At 57.7% G+C, this 19,755-nt stretch carries 16 protein-coding genes; 11 read left to right on the top strand and 5 right to left on the bottom strand.

Going from position 1 to position 19,755, the window contains the following annotated elements:
• Window positions 1-12: 12 nt before the first annotated feature.
• From BM347_RS10640 to BM347_RS10620, 5 genes are all read left to right on the top strand, one after another.
• Window positions 13-1,020 (top strand): AAA family ATPase, encoded by a 1,008-nt coding sequence (locus tag BM347_RS10640; RefSeq protein WP_093916441.1) that lies wholly within the window; start codon window positions 13-15, stop codon window positions 1,018-1,020.
• Entirely contained in the window at window positions 1,017-1,901 is an 885-nt protein-coding gene (locus BM347_RS10635) for a DUF58 domain-containing protein (protein WP_093916440.1), read from the top strand. The genes BM347_RS10640 and BM347_RS10635 overlap by 4 nt, the downstream gene beginning before the upstream one ends.
• Complete coding sequence (locus BM347_RS10630; RefSeq protein ID WP_093916439.1) at window positions 1,898-4,660, top strand: DUF4159 domain-containing protein; 2,763 nt, start codon at window positions 1,898-1,900, stop codon at window positions 4,658-4,660. The genes BM347_RS10635 and BM347_RS10630 overlap by 4 nt, the downstream gene beginning before the upstream one ends.
• Window positions 4,657-6,702 (top strand): hypothetical protein, encoded by a 2,046-nt coding sequence (locus BM347_RS10625; RefSeq protein ID WP_093916438.1) that lies wholly within the window; start codon window positions 4,657-4,659, stop codon window positions 6,700-6,702. The genes BM347_RS10630 and BM347_RS10625 overlap by 4 nt, the downstream gene beginning before the upstream one ends.
• A 98-nt stretch (window positions 6,703-6,800) precedes the next feature.
• Complete coding sequence (locus tag BM347_RS10620; RefSeq protein ID WP_093916623.1) at window positions 6,801-8,972, top strand: response regulator; 2,172 nt, start codon at window positions 6,801-6,803, stop codon at window positions 8,970-8,972.
• Here BM347_RS10620 and yaaA read toward each other — a convergent pair.
• The 4 genes from yaaA to BM347_RS10600 form a co-directional block, all read right to left on the bottom strand.
• Window positions 8,957-9,736 (bottom strand): peroxide stress protein YaaA, encoded by a 780-nt coding sequence (gene yaaA / locus BM347_RS10615; RefSeq protein WP_093916437.1) that lies wholly within the window; start codon window positions 9,734-9,736, stop codon window positions 8,957-8,959. The two genes, BM347_RS10620 and yaaA, sit on opposite strands and share 16 nt — an antisense overlap.
• A gap of 29 nt (window positions 9,737-9,765) precedes the next feature.
• Complete coding sequence (gene recQ / locus BM347_RS10610; protein ID WP_093916436.1) at window positions 9,766-11,811, bottom strand: DNA helicase RecQ; 2,046 nt, start codon at window positions 11,809-11,811, stop codon at window positions 9,766-9,768.
• 108 nt (window positions 11,812-11,919) lie between these two features.
• Window positions 11,920-12,207 carry a YggT family protein gene (locus tag BM347_RS10605; RefSeq protein ID WP_093916435.1) on the bottom strand — a complete coding sequence of 96 codons (288 nt, stop codon included), beginning with the start codon at window positions 12,205-12,207 and terminating at the stop codon, window positions 11,920-11,922.
• 76 nt (window positions 12,208-12,283) lie between these two features.
• Window positions 12,284-12,604, bottom strand: a complete 321-nt coding sequence (locus tag BM347_RS10600; RefSeq protein WP_093916434.1) for a BLUF domain-containing protein — start codon at window positions 12,602-12,604, stop codon at window positions 12,284-12,286.
• A gap of 189 nt (window positions 12,605-12,793) precedes the next feature.
• Between BM347_RS10600 and BM347_RS10595 the strand changes: the two genes are divergently transcribed.
• The 6 genes from BM347_RS10595 to BM347_RS10570 all read left to right on the top strand — a co-directional run bounded on the left by BM347_RS10595 (window position 12,794) and on the right by BM347_RS10570 (window position 18,472).
• Window positions 12,794-14,167 (top strand): MFS transporter, encoded by a 1,374-nt coding sequence (locus tag BM347_RS10595; RefSeq protein ID WP_093916433.1) that lies wholly within the window; start codon window positions 12,794-12,796, stop codon window positions 14,165-14,167.
• A complete protein-coding gene (mepA, locus tag BM347_RS10590) occupies window positions 14,164-15,099 on the top strand; it encodes a penicillin-insensitive murein endopeptidase (protein ID WP_093916432.1) in 936 nt (311 codons plus the stop codon). Before BM347_RS10595 ends, mepA begins: the two co-directional genes overlap by 4 nt.
• On the top strand, window positions 15,072-15,965 hold the full coding sequence (locus BM347_RS10585; RefSeq protein ID WP_093916431.1) for an esterase-like activity of phytase family protein: 894 nt from the start codon (window positions 15,072-15,074) through the stop codon (window positions 15,963-15,965). The genes mepA and BM347_RS10585 overlap by 28 nt, the downstream gene beginning before the upstream one ends.
• Before the next feature lie 90 nt (window positions 15,966-16,055).
• Window positions 16,056-16,676: a queuosine precursor transporter gene (locus tag BM347_RS10580; protein ID WP_093916430.1), complete on the top strand. Its 621-nt coding sequence runs from the start codon at window positions 16,056-16,058 to the stop codon at window positions 16,674-16,676.
• Between the two features lie 380 nt (window positions 16,677-17,056).
• Window positions 17,057-17,479: an alternative ribosome rescue aminoacyl-tRNA hydrolase ArfB gene (gene arfB, locus BM347_RS10575; RefSeq protein WP_093916429.1), complete on the top strand. Its 423-nt coding sequence runs from the start codon at window positions 17,057-17,059 to the stop codon at window positions 17,477-17,479.
• Window positions 17,480-17,560: 81 nt separating this feature from the next.
• Window positions 17,561-18,472 (top strand): DMT family transporter, encoded by a 912-nt coding sequence (locus tag BM347_RS10570; protein WP_093916428.1) that lies wholly within the window; start codon window positions 17,561-17,563, stop codon window positions 18,470-18,472.
• Here BM347_RS10570 and BM347_RS10565 read toward each other — a convergent pair.
• On the bottom strand, window positions 18,462-19,754 hold the full coding sequence (locus BM347_RS10565; protein WP_093916427.1) for a nicotinate phosphoribosyltransferase: 1,293 nt from the start codon (window positions 19,752-19,754) through the stop codon (window positions 18,462-18,464). The two genes, BM347_RS10570 and BM347_RS10565, sit on opposite strands and share 11 nt — an antisense overlap.
• Window position 19,755 lies beyond the last annotated feature (1 nt).

Below are 19,755 nucleotides of genomic sequence, written 5' to 3'. Positions count from 1 at the left end.
GACGCAAAAGTCATGACCGAAGCCAACGATATGGTAGCAGATATTGAAGCCCTCGGCGACAAGCTGGCGCAGGCCAAAGCGTCGATCACCAATCGGTTTATCGGGCAAGAGCGCGTTGTCGATCTGACGCTCGCCGCGCTGCTGTGTGGCGGCCACGGGTTGTTGATCGGGCTGCCCGGACTTGGCAAAACGCGTCTGGTTGAAACCCTAAGCACCGTGATGGGGCTGGATGGCAACCGCGTGCAGTTCACACCCGATCTGATGCCAGCCGATATTCTGGGGTCCGAGGTGTTGGATACCGCCGCCGATGGCAGCCGCGCGTTTCGTTTCATCGAGGGGCCGATATTCTGCCAATTGTTAATGGCCGACGAAATCAACCGTGCCTCGCCACGCACGCAGTCGGCTTTGCTGCAAGCGATGCAGGAAAAAACCGTGACGGTCGCAAGCCAAGACCGCCCGCTTGGCGCGCCTTTTCATGTTTTGGCCACACAAAACCCGATTGAGCAAGAAGGCACATATCCCCTGCCCGAAGCCCAGCTTGACCGTTTCCTTGTTCAGATCGACGTGGCCTATCCCGACCGCAAAACCGAGCGCGAGATTTTGCTGGCCACAACCGGTGAAGGTGATGCACAGGCGACTCAAGTGTTTACCGCAGAGGAGCTTTTGACCGCGCAAACCTTGTTGCGCCGCATGCCTGTCGGTGACAGCGTGGTGGAATTGATCCTTGATCTGGTCCGCGCCTTCCGCCCGGAGGAGGCCGACGCAAGCCCCCGTGTGCGCGAAACCGTCGCCTGGGGTCCCGGTCCCCGCGCTGCGCAGGCCTTGATGTTGACAGTGCGCGCCCGCGCCCTGTTGCAGGGTCGCTTGGCCCCCTCCGCCGAAGACGTGATTGATATGGCGCGTCCGGTTCTGAGCCACCGGATGGCGTTGAACTTTGCCGCGCGTGCACGTGGCGACAGCCTGACTGATCTGATTGACAGCACTGCGGCAAGCCTAACCGGGAAAAAGGCCGCGGCGTGACCACCCCCGTATCCCTTCGCGCAAAGGCCGAAGAACAGGCAGCGCGGTTTCCTGACCTCTTGGCCCGGGCAGAACACTTGGCCGGTGCTGTGCTATTGGGGTCGCACGGACGGCGGCGTGCGGGGGGTGGCGATGATTTCTGGCAGTACCGCCCGGCCCAGACCGGTGACAGTCGCCGCCGCATTGATCACCGCCGCTCAGCACGGGGCGATCAGGAATTCGTACGTGAACACGAATGGCAAATCGCACAATCCGTCATGCTGTGGATCGATCAAGGGGCGTCGATGCGCTTTTCATCGGGCCCGAACCTGCCCCAAAAGGCAGATCGCGCGCGGGTGCTGGGCCTTGCTGTGGCGATCCTGTTGCAGCGCGGCGGTGAACGCGTGGGCCTGACGGGCACCGCCTTGCCCCCGCGTTCCGGCAGACCGCAGCTGTTGCGGTTGGCCGAGATGCTGTCGCAAGACGATGCCAACGATTATGCCCCGCCCGAACACCGCGCAATGATCCCCCATGCGCGGGCCGTGTTTATATCGGATTTCATGGGCGATCTCGACGGGATCACCCTTGCGCTAACCAAGGCCGCTGACCGGGGTGTTCGCGGGGTGTTATGCCATCTGCTGGACCCGTCCGAGGAAGCATTCCCGTTTTCCGGAAGAACCATATTTGAAAGCGTGGGCGGCACGCTGCGCCACGAGACATTAAAGGCCAGCGATCTGAAATCCCGCTATCTTGAACGCCTTGCCGAACGCAAAGCCGAGCTTCAGCGCCTGTGCGCGTTGACGGGTTGGCACTATGGTCTGCATCACACCAATACCTCTGCTCAATCCGCACTGCTGTGGCTCTATTCGGCGCTGGACACACGCGCGGGGGCAGCAGCATGACGATTTTGGGCGGCATCGGGTTTTCGGCACCTTGGCTTTTGCTGGGGCTTATCGCGCTGCCTATTCTTTGGCTGATCCTGCGCGCAGTTCCCCCCGCACCGATCCGCCAACGGTTTCCCGGTGTTGCATTGCTGTTGGGCCTGACCGACGACGAAAGCGTTTCTGACCGGACCCCGTGGTGGTTGCTGCTGTTACGCATGCTGGCCGTTGCCGCGATTATCATCGGGCTGGCTGGCCCCGTTTTGAACCCACAAGACCAACAGGCAGACGGCTCTGGCCCATTGCTGATTGTGCTGGATGGGTCGTGGGCCGGTGCAACACGCTGGCAGCAACAGTCGCAAGTCATCGACGCCCAGCTCACCCGAGCTGCTCGCGCCAACCGGACCGTAGGTTTTCTGACCCTCACCCGCCCCGAAGAACCCGCGTTCCAATCCGCAGATGTGTGGCGCACGCGGTTGGCTGGGTTGCAGCCCGCACCATGGCAACCGTCAGACGCTGACGTGATCCGCGCGATTGAGATTACCGAGGCACTAGACGGCTTCGACACGGTTTGGTTCAGTGACGGGCTCGAATACGCAAACCGGCGGGCCATGCTGGATGCGCTGCAAGGCCAAGGATCGGTCGACGTCTACCAAACTGGCACCAACGTACTGGCAATGGCTCCTGCCAGCTACAAGGATGGCGCCATTACCCTGACCGTCAAACGTGCCATCGCGGGTCCGGCCCGCGAGGTTACACTGAACGCCCAAGGCCGCGATCCGGCGGGGAACGCCCGCATCCTTGCCACTGTGCCCGCCCAGTTCGACGACGGCGCAACCCAAGCCACCGCCGCGTTATCCTTACCAGCCGAACTACGCGCCCGGATCACGCGGTTTGACATCGCAGGGCAGCGGTCAGCGGGGGCGACTACGCTGGTGGACGATGGATTGCGCCGCCGCGAGGTTGCCCTGATTGCAGGCCGCGAAAACCGTGAGGGGCTCGAGCTGCTATCGCCGCTACACTACATCGAACGCGCCTTGGCCCCGACCGCCGATATTATCGACGGGTCCCTTGCCGATGTTCTGCCTGCAAATCCTGATGTGATCGTGCTAGCCGACATCGCGACCCTGTCCGAGGCGGAACAAGCGCCCCTGCAAGAATGGATCGAGGCCGGGGGCATGTTGGTGCGTTTTGCGGGGCCGCGCATTGCCGCCAGTGATATTTCCCGCGATACCGAAGACCCGCTGATGCCCGTGCGCCTGCGCGCCGGAGGCCGCAGTGTCGGTGGCGCGATGAGCTGGGGAGAGCCGAAATCGCTGGATAGTTTCCGCGAAACCTCGCCGTTTTACGGGCTGAATGTTCCTGACGATGTGGTCGTGTCTGCTCAGGTCGTCGCCCAACCGGACCCGACCCTCGCCGACCGTGTTATTGCTTCGCTCAGCGATGGCACACCGCTGGTGACGCGCAAGGCACTTGGTCAGGGTCAAGTCGTCCTATTCCACGTAACTGCCACCGCCGAATGGTCCACCTTGCCCCTTTCCGGCGTCTTTGTTCAGATGATGGAAAGGTTGGCGATCTCCTCCTCTGCCGCGTCGGTCGAGGCGCAGGATTTGCAAGGTACAACATGGACGCCCTTGCGCATAATGGACGGGTTTGGCCAGTTAGAAGACGCAGGCAATCTGCCCGGTGTTGATGGGGCTGATCTGGCATCAGCCGCCGCCGGTCCCGCGTTGCAGCCGGGCATCTACGCCTCAGGCGATCGCCGGATCGCGCGCAATGTGGTCACTGACGATACGCAGCTGACAGCGACCACGTGGCCCGCCGATGTACCCGTGCATGGCCTGTACGTCGCGCCCGAAATGCCGCTGGCTGGTTGGCTGCTCAGCCTGTCAATTTTGCTGCTGCTGGCCGATGTGATCGCATCATTGGCGCTGTCAGGACGTCTGTTGGAACGCAGCAATCTGGCGGCGATCTTGTTGGTTCCCTTGATGCAAATCCCGGCCCCAGCGGACGCACAATCGGCAGACGACTTCGCCCTGAACGCGACCGCAGAAATGACGCTGGCCTATGTCATTACCGGAAATCCATCCATAGACGGGCTGTCAGAGGCAGGGTTGCGCGGGCTTTCTGACACGTTGTTTTTCCGCACGTCAGTTGAACCTGCCAACCCGATCGGCGTGAACCTTGAGACGGACGAGCTGGCATTTTTCCCGATGCTGTATTGGCCGATCACGCCCGACCAACCCCGCCCGTCAGGTGACGCATATGCCAAGCTGAACACCTATCTGCGGTCTGGGGGGCTGATCCTGTTTGATACCCGTGACGCGGATATTGCTGGATACGGCGGTGCCAGCGCGAATGGGCGCAAGCTGCAAGACCTTGCTGCACCGCTGGATATTCCCCCGCTTGAACCGCTGCCTACGGACCATGTGCTGACCCGCACGTTTTATTTGCTACAGGATTTTCCGGGACGCTATGCAGGGCGCGATATCTGGGTCGAAGCATCCCCCCCGGGTGCCGAACAGATTGAAGGCATGCCGTTTCGCAACCTCAATGACGGTGTCACACCCGTTGTGATCGGCGGCAATGATTGGGCCGCGGCCTGGGCGGTGTCGTCTACCGGCGCGCAAATGGTACCTGTCGGCCGCGGATTTGGCGGCGAACGGCAGCGTGAACTGGCCTATCGCTTTGGCGTCAATCTGGTCATGCATGTGCTAACCGGCAACTATAAATCGGATCAGGTCCACGTGCCTGCACTGTTGGATCGGTTGGGCCAATGACCTCGACCATCGTTTTTCATCCAATGATCCCGATGGCGTTGCTAGCCGTTGTTTCCGCGATTGCCCTTGCTGCGGTGATCCTCGCCGTGATGCGCGGGCTGCAGGGCTGGGCCTTGCGCGGGCTTGCTATGTTGGTCGTACTGGCCGCATTGCTGGGGCCGTCGTTCCAGCAAGAAGACCGCGCGCCGCTGAGCGACATCGTAATCATGCTCGAAGACAACAGCGCGAGCCAAAAACTGGGCGGGCGCGAGGCGCAAAGCACGCAGGCCGCCGATGCCTTGGCCGCGACGATCTCCGCGCGCGATAACACCGAATTGCGCCGCATCCAGATACCAGATGGCCCCGGCGATACCGGCACACAGTTGATGACCGTGGTTTTGGACGCATTGGCCGAAGAACCCCGCGCCCGCATTGCAGGTATTCTGGCCGTCAGTGATGGTCGCATCCACGACGCAGATCTGCCCGTCGATCTACCTGCCCCCTTGCATCTGCTGATGACCGGCAAGGGAACCGACTGGGATCGCCGACTGACCGTGCGCAATGCCCCCGCGTTTGCAATCATCGGTGAACCGGTCACCCTGACCTTGCGGATCGATGATCTGGGCGCGGCCCCCGACTTGGGCGGCGTCGCGCAGCTGGACATATCCGTTGACGCACAAGAGCCTCAGTCGTTTCGGGTGCCGATTGGTCAGGACCTCGACCTGCCTGTCACGCTGCCCCATGGCGGGCGGAACGTGATCCGGTTTTCCCTGCCAGAAGCGGACGGCGAATTGACCGACCGCAACAATGCCGCATTGATCCAGATGAACGGGGTCCGTGACCGCTTGCGTGTGTTGCTTGTCAGTGGTGAACCCCACCCCGGCGGGCGCACGTGGCGCAACCTGTTGAAATCCGACAGCTCTGTCGATCTGGTGCATTTCACCATCCTGCGCCCCCCCGAAAAACAAGACGGCGTTCCGGTTGATGAATTGTCTCTGATCGCCTTCCCTACCCGCGAATTGTTCATGGAAAAGATCGATGATTTCGATCTGATTATCTTTGACCGCTACAAGCGGCGCGGCATCTTGCCCGGGCTGTATCTGGAAAACGTCGCCAATTATGTGCGTCAGGGCGGTGCCGTTCTGGTGGCCGCAGGACGCGATTTCGCAAGCGCCGACAGCCTGTTCCGGTCGCCGCTTGGCGCTGTTCTGCCCGCAACCCCATCGGCCCGCGTGATCGAAGAACCGTTTCAGCCCCTTGTGTCCGAACTGGGCGACCGTCACCCCGTGACAGCTGATTTGCCCCGAAACGGGGATTGGGGCCGGTGGTTGCGCCAGATTGATGTGACCAACCCCAAAGGATCGGTCGTGATGACGGGGCAGGGCGACCGCCCCTTGCTGATCCTGGACCGGGTCGACGAGGGCCGCGTCGCGCTGCTGGCTTCGGATCATGCATGGCTTTGGAACCGCGGCTACGAGGGTGGCGGACCGCAGCTTGAATTGCTGCGCCGCCTTGCCCATTGGATGATGAAAGAACCCGAGCTTGAGGAAGAGGCGCTGACCGCCACCGCCGAGGGGCAAACCATGCGCATTATCCGCCGGACACTGGGCGATACGGTACCCACCGTCACCATCACTGCCCCCGATGGGTCCACCGCTGAAACGCCGTTAACTGAAACATCACCCGGTGTGTTCGAGGGAACGTTTGAGGGGCCGGAGATCGGGCTCTACCGCCTTGAGAACGGTGATCAGATAAGCGTGATCGGCCTTGGCCCTGCAGCACCGCGTGAATTCATCGATACCATTGCAAGCGATGAAATAATGGCCCCAATTCTGGCAAGAATGCGCGGCGGCGCGGTCCGCATCGAGGACGGCTTGCCCCGTATTCGCGAGGTAAGGGCCGGACGACCCGCCGCAGGGCGCGGGTGGATCGGCCTGACCCCGCGCAATGCGTACGAGACCCGCGATGTGCGTCAAACTCCGATCCTGCCCGGATGGCTGGTTTTGCTGATCGGCGCAGGGCTGATCATCGCCGCGTGGCTGCGCGAAGGGCGACGGAGCTAAGCCAAAACGGCAAGCGTCCATGCCCGTCTTAAACAGTTGTTCACCTCGTTCCCTGAATGTCTGTTACCAAACAGAACATCACGGATTCGGAGCAGGGCATGAACCTGGCAGACAAGCTGACGCAGGAACGGCGCGGACGTCTTGCGGCGGAGCGGATGCTTGAGCTGAAACAGGCCGAGCTATTTGCCGCCAATCGCAAGTTGGGTCTGCACGCGCAGAAACTAAGCGATGAAATCGTGGAAACCCGCGCCGAGGTAGAAAACATTCGCGGCGAAAACCAACGGGTGAAATCCGACCTGAATGCCGCGCGCGAAAAGATCGAGTTGACGGAACGCCGGCTTTGGCAGTCGATTGAAACAATCAAGGACGGCTTTGCATTATTCAGCGTGAACAACGAACTTATCATGGCCAACCGCTCTTATCTTGCGGTCTTTGACGGGCTGGAATTGATCAGTCCCGGGATCAATTACGTGACAATCCTGCAAGTATTGACCGAGGAAGGCATCGTAAATACCGGCGATCTATCCACTAAAAACTGGCGTCGAATGATGACAGAGCGGCTGCAAGACACCGATCCTGAACCCACCGTGATTCAATTATGGAATGGCCGACATATCAAACTGGTTGACCAACGCGGACCAAGTGGCGACTTGGTTTCGCTGGGGCTCGATATTACGGCGACGGTCGAATACGAACGCCAACTGCAAGAGGCACGCGCCATTGCGGAAAGCGCCAGCCGCGCGAAATCAGCATTCTTAGCGAATATGAGCCACGAAATCAGAACCCCGATGAACGGCGTTGTGGGGATGGCAGATGTGTTGCGCGATACCGAGCTGACCGAAGACCAGCAACTTTACGTCGATACGATCAAGAACTCGGGCGAGGCGCTGCTGGTCATTATCAATGATGTTCTCGATTATTCGAAAATTGAGGCTAAAAAGCTGGACCTGCATGTTGAACCCTTCGACCTGGAGCGTGCAATCCAAGAAGTGATCATGCTTTTGCAACCGCTTGCCCGTGAAAAAGGGCTTGGTCTTGCGCTGGAATACGATCTGTTCATGCCCACGCATCTGATTGGCGATCCTGGCCGGATCCGGCAGGTACTAACGAACCTCATGGGCAACGCGGTAAAATTCACCAGCGAAGGCCACGTTTTGGTGCGGGTCACAGGTGTGCCGGACGCTAACACTGGCAAGGTGATGGTCAAAATCGCGATCGAGGACACGGGCATTGGCATCGCCCCCGCCATGATCGACCATATATTTGGCGAATTTAATCAGGTCGAAAATGAACGCAATCGCAACTTTGACGGAACCGGTCTGGGCCTTGCGATCTGCCAGCGACTGATCCAGATGATGGACGGCAACATATGGGTCACCTCTCAAGAACTCGTTGGATCCTGTTTTGGGTTTGAACTGCCGCTAGAGGCCGACGGGCAGATCGACACGTCGCACCCGCCACTGCCAAAACACTTGCGCCATATTATGGTGGTCGAAGCTGAAACGATAAACCGTTCAATATTGCTCAAACAGCTTGAACAGCTTGGCCTCAAGGTCACCTGTTGCGACACCGCCCAAGTGGCGTTGGAGCAAGCTGGGGACGACGTGGATCTTATCCTCGCCGATCACATCATGGCCGATATGGATGGTTTCGAGCTTGCCAGCCAACTGCGTGACCGGGGCCAGCAATGCTACATCGTTATCGTCAGCTCAAACACCGCGCTGGCCGACAATGATCCCGCACGCGCACTGGTTACATCTGTTCTGAAAAAACCCATTCCGCGCAGTGACTTGCTGGCGCAATTGGCGGCGTTCGGTAAACCGGTCGCTGGCACCGGTCAAATCGAACCAAGAAAAATGCGCATCTTGGCAGCAGAGGATAACAAAACCAACCAGCTTGTTTTCTGCAAAATGATCCAACATCTGGATGTGGAGCTACAGCTCGCCAATAACGGCGAAGAAGCAGTCGCATTGTTTCAAAGCTTTGAGCCAGATATGATTTTTATGGATATCTCAATGCCGAAAATGGATGGCAAGGAGGCGACAGCCGCCATTCGCTTGCTAGAAGAACAGACGGACCGCCGCTGTCCTATTGTCGCGCTGACAGCACATGCCATGACTGGCGACGATACAGGCATCCTGGCCGCAGGGCTGGATCACTACCTAACAAAGCCGTTGCGCAAACCAGACATTACCGCACAAATCCAGGCGCATCAGCCCCTAGACACCCTGCCGTTGCTGCTAGAAAGCGACCATCAAGAGGCAGGGTAAGCCCGCAAGAATACCGGCTTTTCCGGCGTCGATAGGTCTTTTTGCCATGCATATCCGCCACTATCGAAATCACGCAGCGCTTCTGGATCTTTCAAACGGTTCTGAATGACGAACCGCGCCATCGCTCCACGCGCTTTCTTGGCATAAAAGCTCACGATCTTGGGGCCTTTTCCGTCGCCTTTATCCTCCATGAACTGGGGCGTGATGACGTTCAGCTTTAGCGCTTTCAAATCAACTGCCCCAAAATATTCCTGACTGGCACAATTGATCAATGCGCTGCTGCCCGTCGTTTCAGCCTGTTCATTCAACGCCTTCGACAGCGTGTCCCCCCAATAGGCATAAAGATTCTTCCCCCGCGGGGTTTTCAATCTGCTGCCCATCTCTAGGCGGTAGGGTTGAATCCCATCCAAGGGGCGCAGAACGCCGTAAAGCCCTGAAAGAATGCGTAAATGCTCCTGAGCATAGGTCAGCTCGTCCGCTTCAAGGCTCGCCGTCTCGAGGCCTTGATAGGTGTCGCCCGCAAATGCAAATGCTGCCGGGCGCAGGTCATCCGCATCGGGGGCATCTTGATAGTTCGCGAAACGGTCCCGGTTCAACTTGGCCAGGCTATCACTCAGATGCATCAGCGATTTCAGATCATCCACACTTAGATCACGCGCGGATCGCACCAAATTCGCCGCCTCATCCAGCATATCTGGCGTTGTCATCTGAACGTCGCGCGCGTCCCAGTTCATCTTTTTAGCGGGCGAAATAACAATGAGCATGGTGATCCTCTTTTTAGCTATCCAAAGACTTAGCCCGCCTCCCTCAGAACGTCCAGAAATGCGGGGCCAAACCTTTCGGCTCGCTTGTCCCCTAACAGACGTTCAAGGGCGGTGTCGTCGGCATTTCGCAGCTGCGCAACCTTGGCCAATAACGAGGCGGAACAACTAAGCGGTTTGTCTGTCCCCGCCGTGCCGCGCGCCAATTCCGCCTGTACTTCAAGCAAGCGGTCATAAACGCTGCCCGCAGCCCGCCCGGCCAGCTTGCGGCGCGTCGGGTGCATTTCTTCGGAAGTTCCGTTGATAACGTCCAGAAATGCGCGCCCGTAGCTTTCCAATTTCTTTGCGCCGACCCCGCCAATTCGGGCCATGGCGTCCAAACTGTCCGGCCGTTTTTCAGCCATCTTGATCAAGGTGCGGTCGTTAAAGATAATATAGGCAGGTACTTTGGCAGCCTCAGCCAAACCGCGCCTTTTGGCTTTTAGCGCAGAAAGCAGCGGCGCATCTTCTTCGCTGACCAGCATTTTAACAGCCGGGCGGCGCGTGGCACCAGCCGCACGTATGCTGTCACGGCGCAAGGAAATCTGCGCCTCGCCGCGCAAGATAGGCAAAGCTGCATCCGTCATACGCAAGGCACCGTGACGTTCGGCATCAGGGCGCACCAGATCATGCCCCATCATTTGCCGGAACACGGCCTGCCATTCCCGCTTGTCATATTCTGTGCCCACGCCATAGGTCGGCAGGCTGGTATGGCCCCGTTCGCGGATTTTATCAGTCTCGTTGCCCAGCAGAATATCGATCAGATGACCGGACCCAAACCATTCATCCGTGCGCAGCATCGCCGATAGCGCCTTGCGCACCGCAGTGGTTCCATCGAAAACATCCGCAGGCGTATCGCATAGATCGCATCGCCCGCAGGTGATCTCGGTCTCGTCAAAATACCCGAGCAAGGTTTTGCGCCGACATTCCAACGCCTCTGCCAGCCCCAAAAGCGCGTTCAAACGACCATGATCTGCCGCCCGTCGTTCCGGCGGCGCGATCCCCTCATCAATCTGACTGCGACGCAACCGAATGTCATCTGGCCCGAACAGCGTCAGTGTCTCGGCCGGCGATCCATCCCGGCCCGCGCGGCCAATTTCCTGGTAATACGCCTCGATCGATTTTGGCAGATCCGCATGCGCGACCCATCTGATGTCCGGCTTGTCGATCCCCATCCCAAACGCAACCGTGGCAACGACAATCAAACCGTCTTCTTGCTGAAAACGCCGCTCGGCAATGCGGCGGTCTTCTGCCTCCATCCCCCCATGATAATGCACGGCAACATGCCCCTCGTCGCGCAAGGCCTTGGCCAGCCCTTCGGTTTTTGCGCGGGTTCCGCAATACACAATCCCAGACTGCCCCTTACGCCCTGCCGCAAAATTCAGAATTTGTGCACGCGGAGAATTCTTAGCTGCAAAGGCTAGATGGATATTAGGCCTGTCAAAGCCCCGCAAAAATGCACGCGGCGCAGCACCGTCGAACAGCTTTTGCACGATCTCAAGCTGAGTTTCGGCATCCGCGGTGGCCGTAAACGCAGCTAACGGCACGTTCAGGGTTCTGCGCAATTCGCCGATCCGTAAATAGTCCGGGCGGAAATCATGCCCCCATTGGCTGACACAATGCGCCTCGTCCACCGCGACCAGCGATACACCGACCCGCTTGAGCATGCCAATCACAGATCCCGCCGCCAGCCGTTCAGGTGCCATATAAAGCAGCTTCAGCGTGCCCGCCTCCAGCCCTTCCCAAACCGCATCGGTTTCCTCTGGTGTGTTCCCCGAGGTAAGCGCCCCTGCCCCGACGCCCAGTTCCTGCAAGGCCCTGACTTGGTCGCGCATCAATGCAATCAGCGGCGAGATCACAACCGTCACCCCCTCGCGAAGCAAGGCAGGCATTTGAAAGCAAAGAGATTTCCCTCCGCCTGTGGGCATGATGGCCAGCACGTTTTCGCCCGCAGTCACCGCCTCGACGATCTCTTGCTGGCCGGGGCGGAACCCGTCGAAACCAAATACGTCACGTAAAAGCGTGGCAGCGCCTGACATGGAAAACCTAACTATAATCTGCTCGTTAGGGGCAGACTCCCACACTCAGAAACAAGGGACAATACCCATGCTTCTCTGGCTTTCCAAATATCCTCCCCGAAGGGCCGTTTAGTAAAACGATGCGGCGTTGTTTATCAAAAGGATACGCAAAATCGCCACCGAGATCAGAACAACCAACGGCGCAAGGTCAAGCCCGCCCATGGGCGGCAAAAAGCTACGGACCCGGCTGTAAACAGGCTCTAGCAGACGGTTTAGCCCGTCCCAAATCTGCGCGACCAGAGGCTGGCGCAGGTTCAATACCTGAAAGTTAATCAGCCAGCTCATGATGACGTGGGCGATGATGACAAACCACACGATATTCAAAAGCAGCATCAGGATTTGGAACAACGATGTCATGGCTTGACCCTCTTATTGACTGAAACGCAGTTAAGCAGCCCCCCGTGAAAGAGCAAGGGCCGCAACGGTTCTATCATTACATCGAATTGATCACGACTGAAAAATCCAGCTCGCTCACCAGCTCCATTGTCCAGTCCGGGAAATGACGCTCGGTAATGTGCTTTTCATCCAGGATTTTAAAGCCGCTATGACGCTCATCAGCGCGAATTTCGTCGATAAGGCCGCGCACTTCGGCCTCTCCGCCCTCAAGAGCCTGACAAAAATTGCGCCCGTTATAGGCCAACGCACCCGTGATCCCCAGTTCATGGTTTTTCACTTTGGCTTGTTCTGTAATCTGCTTGACTGTGTCTTTTGAAACGGTGGGGCGGGCGGTGCTAAAGTATAGGATACGGATCATATGATGCTCGAAATGTTAACGGTACCCTAACTGGACTATAGCCCCGCCCCTGAAAAGAAAACCGCTTTTGGCGGGGCTTCGCTGTCCCCGGAGACTTTCTGCCACCTGGCGTTTTCCGCTTCATATAAAACGCGCCTTGCGCGGTACTACCCCACTGCACTACCGTCCCAACAAAACCGGAGAACACGTATGGCAACGATTTCATCGCGCAAGAAAATCTGGGGCTGGTATTTCTTTGATTGGGCAAGCCAGCCTTATAACACGTTGCTTTTGACCTTCATTTTCGGCCCCTATTTTGCACAGACGGCCACCGCTTCGCTGGTTGAAGGCGGGATGCCTGTGGCGTTGGCAAAGGCGGAAGCGCAAGCATATTGGGGCTATGGGCTGGCCATTGCAGGGGTTTCCATTGCCATCCTTGCGCCCATTCTGGGGGCCGTGGCGGATTCAACGGGCAAGCGCATGCCGTGGATTTGGCTGTTCTCTGCCCTCTACGTGATCGGGTCCGCGGCTCTTTGGTGGACCGCGCCACAGGATTTCTCGGTCACTTGGGCCCTACTCTTCTTTGGGATCGGCTTGATCGGGATGGAATTCGCTACGATCTTCACGAATTCCTATTTGCCAGAACTGTCCCCCGATCCAGCCGAGAGAGGGCGCGTTTCAGGATCAGGCTGGGGGTTTGGCTATGTCGGCGGCGTTGTCGCGTTAATCATAATGATTTTCTTGTTTCAGGCCGGCGACACCGGAAAAACAATGCTGGGTCTCGACCCCGCATTTGGGCTTGACCCCGCAACCAACGCCGACACAAGGATCGTTGGGCCGCTTACCGCGATCTGGTATGCGGTTTTCATGATCCCCTTCTTTTTGTACGTCCGGGATATGCCAAAGCCGACTGCCGAGAAATACTTTGTCGGCAAGGCCTTGTCTGACTTGAACCGCACCCTGAAAAAGCTGCCGCAGCATCCGTCGCTACTCGCCTATCTTGGATCGTCGATGTTTTACCGCGACGCCTTGAACGGCATGTACACATTTGGCGGCATCTATGCGCTTGGCGTGTTGAATTGGTCGATCATTGATATCGGTATTTTTGGCATCCTCGCAGCCATTTCAGGGGCCATCTTTTGCTGGGTCGGTGGGCGCGTTGATCGTGCCATTGGGCCTATGCCGGTTATCGTGGCCTGCTGTAGCGTTTTAATCGCGACCGCTTGTTTGATCATCTCGCTTACGCCGACCTCGGTTATGGGCATTGCATTGGCCGACGGATCCGCGCTGCCCGATATTTTGTTCTATATTGCGGGCGCATTGATCGGTGCCGCAGGTGGCGCATTGCAGGCATCGTCCCGCAATATGCTGACCCGCCAAGGCAATCCTGACCGCATGACCGAGGCGTTTGGTCTCTATGCTTTGTCTGGCAAGGCAACCGCCTTTCTGGCCCCGGCGCTGATTGCGATTGCAAGCGATTTAACCGGAAGTCAAAGGTTGGGCATTACTCCCGTCGTTGGGCTCTTCATCCTTGGGCTGGTTCTGCTAGTATGGGTTAAACCGAATGGAGATTTCGCAAAATGATCTTTTCGCGCCTTTTGACCGGTATAACCCTCGCACTGGCAATGACCGCATGTGGCGGGACACCTTCCGAGCCGAACCCGCAAGCGTCGCAGATTCTGCCGACCATCGGGTCCTCCGGCGGGGCGCTCAGCAATGTTCAGGCAAAGAAACTGTTCGGGGCGAAAAGCGGTGGATCACGACAAAGCCCAGCTGCCTTTGGCAGCTACGCCAAAGGTTGCGTAGCGGGGGCGCAACAACTCCCGGAAACGGGGCCGACATGGCAGGCCATGCGTCTGTCGCGCAATCGGAACTGGGCCCATCCGGAGATGATCGATTTTGTCAAAAACCTAAGCGTTAAAGCAGCACGGCAACCCGGATGGAACGGGATTTACGTCGGCGACATGAGCCAACCCCGCGGGGGACCGATGCTATCCGGTCATGCCAGTCACCAGATGGGTCTGGACGCCGACATTTGGATGCTGCCCGCGCAATCGCTAACCCTAAGCCGTGCCGAGCGCGAAAAAATCTCATCTATCTCCATGCGCCGGGCAAAAGGGGCTTACGTCAACAGCAGCTGGACACGTCAACATCATGAAGTGTTGAAAGCTGCGGCATCCGACCCCCGCGTCGCCCGGATTTTCGTCTTTCCCGGTGCCAAGGTACAAATGTGTGCGGATGAAAAAGGCGACCGCAGCTGGTTGCGTAAAATCCGCCCGTGGTTTGGACACCATTATCATTTTCACGTCCGTCTAAGCTGCCCCAAAAACGCACGTGGCTGTGTCGATCAAGCAGCGCCCCCAGCAGGCGATGGATGCGCTGATGCGCGGCAATGGCAGGCAAATATCCTGAACCCGCCCCCGCCAAATCCGAACCCGCCAAAACGCAAACCGAAACGTGCGTTGATCCTGGCCGATCTGCCTGCGCAATGCCAATCGGTACTGGAAGCGAACTGAACCTCATCAGCTTCATATTTGCGGTCTTTTTTGCTTCGACCCTGACAGCGGCCGAGAATAAACCCGTGCTGCACTTTGAAACGGAATTTATCTGGCACGAAAGCGCGTCTTGGTTCGGCGGCCTATCAGGGCTGGAGCTTTCGCCCGACGGCCAGCGCATGACCATCATCACAGATCGGGGCCACGTTCTTCAGGCGAGCATACAGCGGGAAGCAGGGCAAATCACAGCCGCCAAAATCACCCATTCTGTCGCCATGCGGGACGCGACAGGCAGCATATTACGTAGGCCTTTCACCGATGCAGAAGGGTTGGCGATCGCGCCCGATGGCACGCATTCCGTCAGCTTTGAAGGGCAGCACCGCATTGCCACGTTGAACATAAAAGATGGCGTTACCACGCCTATCGCTCGCTTGTCTGCGTCAGAATTTCAGGCAGAGAACAGCGGGTTTGAGGCATTGGCCATCGACAAGAATGGTACGATTTTCGCGATAGCCGAACAGACGAAAGGCGATCACTTTCCGCTCTTCGCCTTCAAAGACGGCACTCAAACCATTGCAGCGCAGATACCCAGAAACGGCCCCTTCCTGCCCGTTGGTGCGGACTTTGGCGCAAATGGCCGATTGTATGTGTTGGAGCGGGCTGTGACCCCACTGGGGTTTAGAACGCGGATCAGGCGGATCGATCTTGATACCGCGACGCCCCACAGCGTTACGCTTATCCAGACCCTGCCAGCGCGGTTTGACAACCTCGAAGCTATCTCTGTTTGGGAGGATGCATCGGGCCGAACCCGCCTGACGCTTGTGTCTGACGACAATTTCATGCCCTTCCAAAACACCCAAATCATCGAATTTTCAGTTATCGATTAGCTTGCAAGACGCAGATCAACCCCTTAAGGCGGCTTTGTCTGCGATTCCCGCAGGCCAAGTCGCCGCACCCTTGCAAAAAACGGTTAACACATGACACGCACATATCTTCCCGGCATTATTGCCATGGCCGCCATTGTCGTGGCCTCCAACATTCTCGTTCAATTCCTCTATGGGCAATGGCTCACTTGGGGCGCATTCACCTATCCCCTTGCCTTTCTGGTGACCGACATCATGAACCGCGTTTACGGCCAGACCGCCGCACGACGCGTGGTTCTGGTAGGTTTCGTCGTTGGTTTGATCTGCTCTTTGATCGGCACACAGATCATGGGCGAATTTGGTCCATTGGTGACAATCCGCATCGCGATCGGGTCCGGAACCGCCTTCTTGGTGGCCCAACTTCTTGATGTTGCGATTTTTTCGGCCCTTCGGGACGGTAAATGGTGGCGCGCGCCGCTGGCCAGCACCTTAATCGGCAGCACCGTTGATACGGTATTGTTCTTCTCTATCGCGTTCTCTGGCGCGCTGTCGTTTATCAGCCCCCTCACAGACGTATCTTGGGCAGCCGAAGCGTTGCCGTTGCTTGGAAACGGGCCTGTTGCCCCACTTTGGGTATCGCTTGCCGTGGCTGATTGGGCTGTAAAGCTTAGCCTTGCCTTGATCGCACTCATCCCCTTCCGCTTGATCACTGCACGGCTGCTGCCCGCAGGTTAAGCGACACAAAAATCACCACTGCGGGCGTAAATCTTTTGCCACGATTGGCAGCAGCTTTGCGCCCGCAATCCTTTGTGACGGGCAAAAAAACGTTTTGCGCTTTGGCGATCCTGTGCAAAGCTTTGGGTGAGTTCAACAAATGTAAAGGAGGTGATCCAGTGTCAAGAACGGTATTGGAGCGAGGTGTCGGAACAGCTTGGGAGGACAACCGCTAGGGCAGCCCTTAGTGGTCAGAACCTTGGGTGGATCGCTGATCTAACCGATCCCACCTCCGTAAACCATTCGATTGGGCCGCTCTTTTCAGGGCGGCCCTTTTCGCATTTTCGGGGGCCTTTTACTTGGGCAGTTGCGATGCGATACTGCCCCCAAGGAGACCACCCGTGCTGCACATCACCGACGAAATTGCCATTCAAGACTGGGAACTTACCGAAAGTTTTATGCGGGCGTCCGGCCCCGGTGGGCAAAACGTCAACAAGGTCTCAAGCGCGGTTGAATTGCGGTTCGAAGCCGCGACTTCGCCATCACTAACCACCCCCGTGAAAAACCGTCTGCGCAGGCTGGCAGGTCGCCGGTGGACCAATGAGGGGGCGTTGGTAATCCAATGCGACGAAACGCGCAGCCAAGCCCGCAACCGCGAAATCGCGCGTGACCGGTTGAAAGAACTGATCAAATCAGCGCTGACCCCACCCAAACGCCGCATCCCGACGCGACCAACGCTCGGGTCAAAAAAGCGACGCCTGAAGGAAAAGAAAGTCCGCGGAGAGGTTAAAGCCCTACGTGGCAAAGTTGATCCGGCCAAGTGATCCGATATCCCAAGCAATTTGCGATGGTGATATAGCGGCTGTCTGCTAGGGTCTCTCCGACCCCTCTTTAGGATCGACATCATGCCGAGGAACCGCACTACCCTCGCGATCACCTTCTCGCTGATCGCTTTGGTCTTGTTTGATCTGATGGGTTTGATCATCAAACACCTGTCACCACATTACGGCGCTGCGGAGCTATCCGCCTATCGGAATATCGCGGGCTTGATCCCAGCAGGCATTGCACTTTGGCTTTCGCCGGATTGGCATCAAAACGGGCGCATCCTAAAGATCCGTCAGTGGCGATTTGCGCTTCTGCGCGGCATCATCCTGACGTTTGCACAGTATTTCTTTTATCTGTCGCTGGGGCTGCTCAGCTTTGCGACCGCATCAACGATCACATACGCGAATGCGCCGATCATGGTGGCGCTGGCGGTTGTTCTGCTTGGCGAAAAGGTGGGCGCGCTCAGATGGGGTGCCGTGCTTTTGGGCTTTGCTGGGGTAATTATGGTCGTCGGACCTGGCAGCGATAGCTTTCGGCCCGCGGCCCTATTACCGCTTGCGGCGGCGGCCTGCTATGCGTTGGTGGCCGTGACGACCCGCATGATGGATGAAGATGTTCCCAGTGCGCTGATCAATCTTTATTCTTCAGGTCTTGCCGCGATCGGGTCGCTGGCGCTTGCGTTTTTCACCGCTGGCTTTACCCCGCTTGCGTCGGGTACCGACCTGCTGTGGATTGTCGGCATGGGCGCATTTGGCGGAACAGCCGTGTTATTCCTGATCATGTCCTACCGACTGACCGAGCAAAGCAATCTGGCACCGTTCAGCTATTTCGGTATACCGCTGGCGTTTGCGCTTGGCTGGGTTTTCTATGGCGAAGCACCGTGGTCCGATCTATTCCCCGGTGCACTGTTCATCGTCGTCGGCGGATTGCTCATCGTGTGGCGCGAACGCAAAATCAGCCAAACAAGGCAAGGATCATCGTCTAAACGATGACCTTCTGCGTGTCTTGCTCACCAACCTGAAACACACGTTTGTAGCGGTCGATCTCGCTTTGTGGGCCCATCGCCTTGTTGGGGTTGTCTGACAGTTTGACCGTCGGTTTGCCGTTCGCCGAAACCGCTTTGCAAACGAGGCTAAAAGGGGCCAGCGCATCGTCTGGCACCAGATTGCGGAAATCATTGGTCAACAAGGTGCCCCAACCGAACGATACCGTCGCCTTATCCGCGAATTGCGTGTGCAGCTCTTTGATCTTTGCAACGTCCAAGCCATCACTGAATATGATCCGTTTGCTGCTTGGGTCCTCGCCGCGCGATTTCCACCAATCTATGGCGATTTGTGCCGCCGTGGCGGGGTCGCCGCTGTCGATGCGAATGCCCGTCCAACCCGCTAACCAATCAGGCGCGTTGTCCAAGAACCCTTTGGTCCCGTAAGTGTCGGGCAGGATAATCCGCAGATTACCTTCATGTTCTTCGTGCCAGTCTTGCAAAACATCATAAGGGGCCTGCGCGAGCGCAGCATCATCTTTGGCCAAAGCCGCGTAAACCATGGGCAGCTCATGAGCATTGGTGCCAATCGCCTCGACTTCGCGCGACATTGCAATCTTGCAGTTCGATGTCCCGGTAAAGGCATTTCCCAGCCCTTCTTGCATGGCCTGAACGCACCAGTCCTGCCACAAGAAGGAATGACGGCGACGTGTGCCGAAATCCGCGATGGACAGGCCAGGAATTTTGCGAAGTTCCTCGATCTTTTCCCAAACACGGGTCATGCCGCGCGCATACAGGATTTGCAGCTCGAACTTGCCCATTTTGCCCAGAACCGCACGGCCGCGCAGCTCCATCAGAACCGCAAGCGCAGGGATTTCCCACAGCATAACCTCGGGCCAAGTGCCCTCGAACGTCAGCTCGTATTGGTCGCCTTTGCGTTCCAGATAATAGGACGGCAGGCGCAGCCCCTCGAACCACTCCATAAAGTCAGGGCGAAACATTTGGCGTTTGCCATAAAATGTGTTGCCCCGTAGCCAAGTGCTTTCTCCGCGGCTGAGAGATAGGGACCGGATATGGTCCAACTGCTCGCGCAGTTCGCCTTCGTCGATCAGATCGGCAAGGGGGATATGCTTTGACCGGTTGATCAGGCTAAATGTCACCTGGGTTTCAGGCTTGTTCCGAAACACCGATTGGCACATCAGCAATTTGTAGAAATCCGTATCGATCAGCGACCGAACAATCGGGTCGATCTTCCATTTGTGATTCCAGACGCGGCTGGCGATATCGACCATG

This window comes from Sulfitobacter marinus, from assembly GCF_900116285.1.
GTDB lineage: Bacteria > Pseudomonadota > Alphaproteobacteria > Rhodobacterales > Rhodobacteraceae > Sulfitobacter > Sulfitobacter marinus.
The sequence above is the reverse complement of the archived record's forward strand: the minus strand, read 5'-3'. Positions and strand labels throughout refer to the sequence as shown.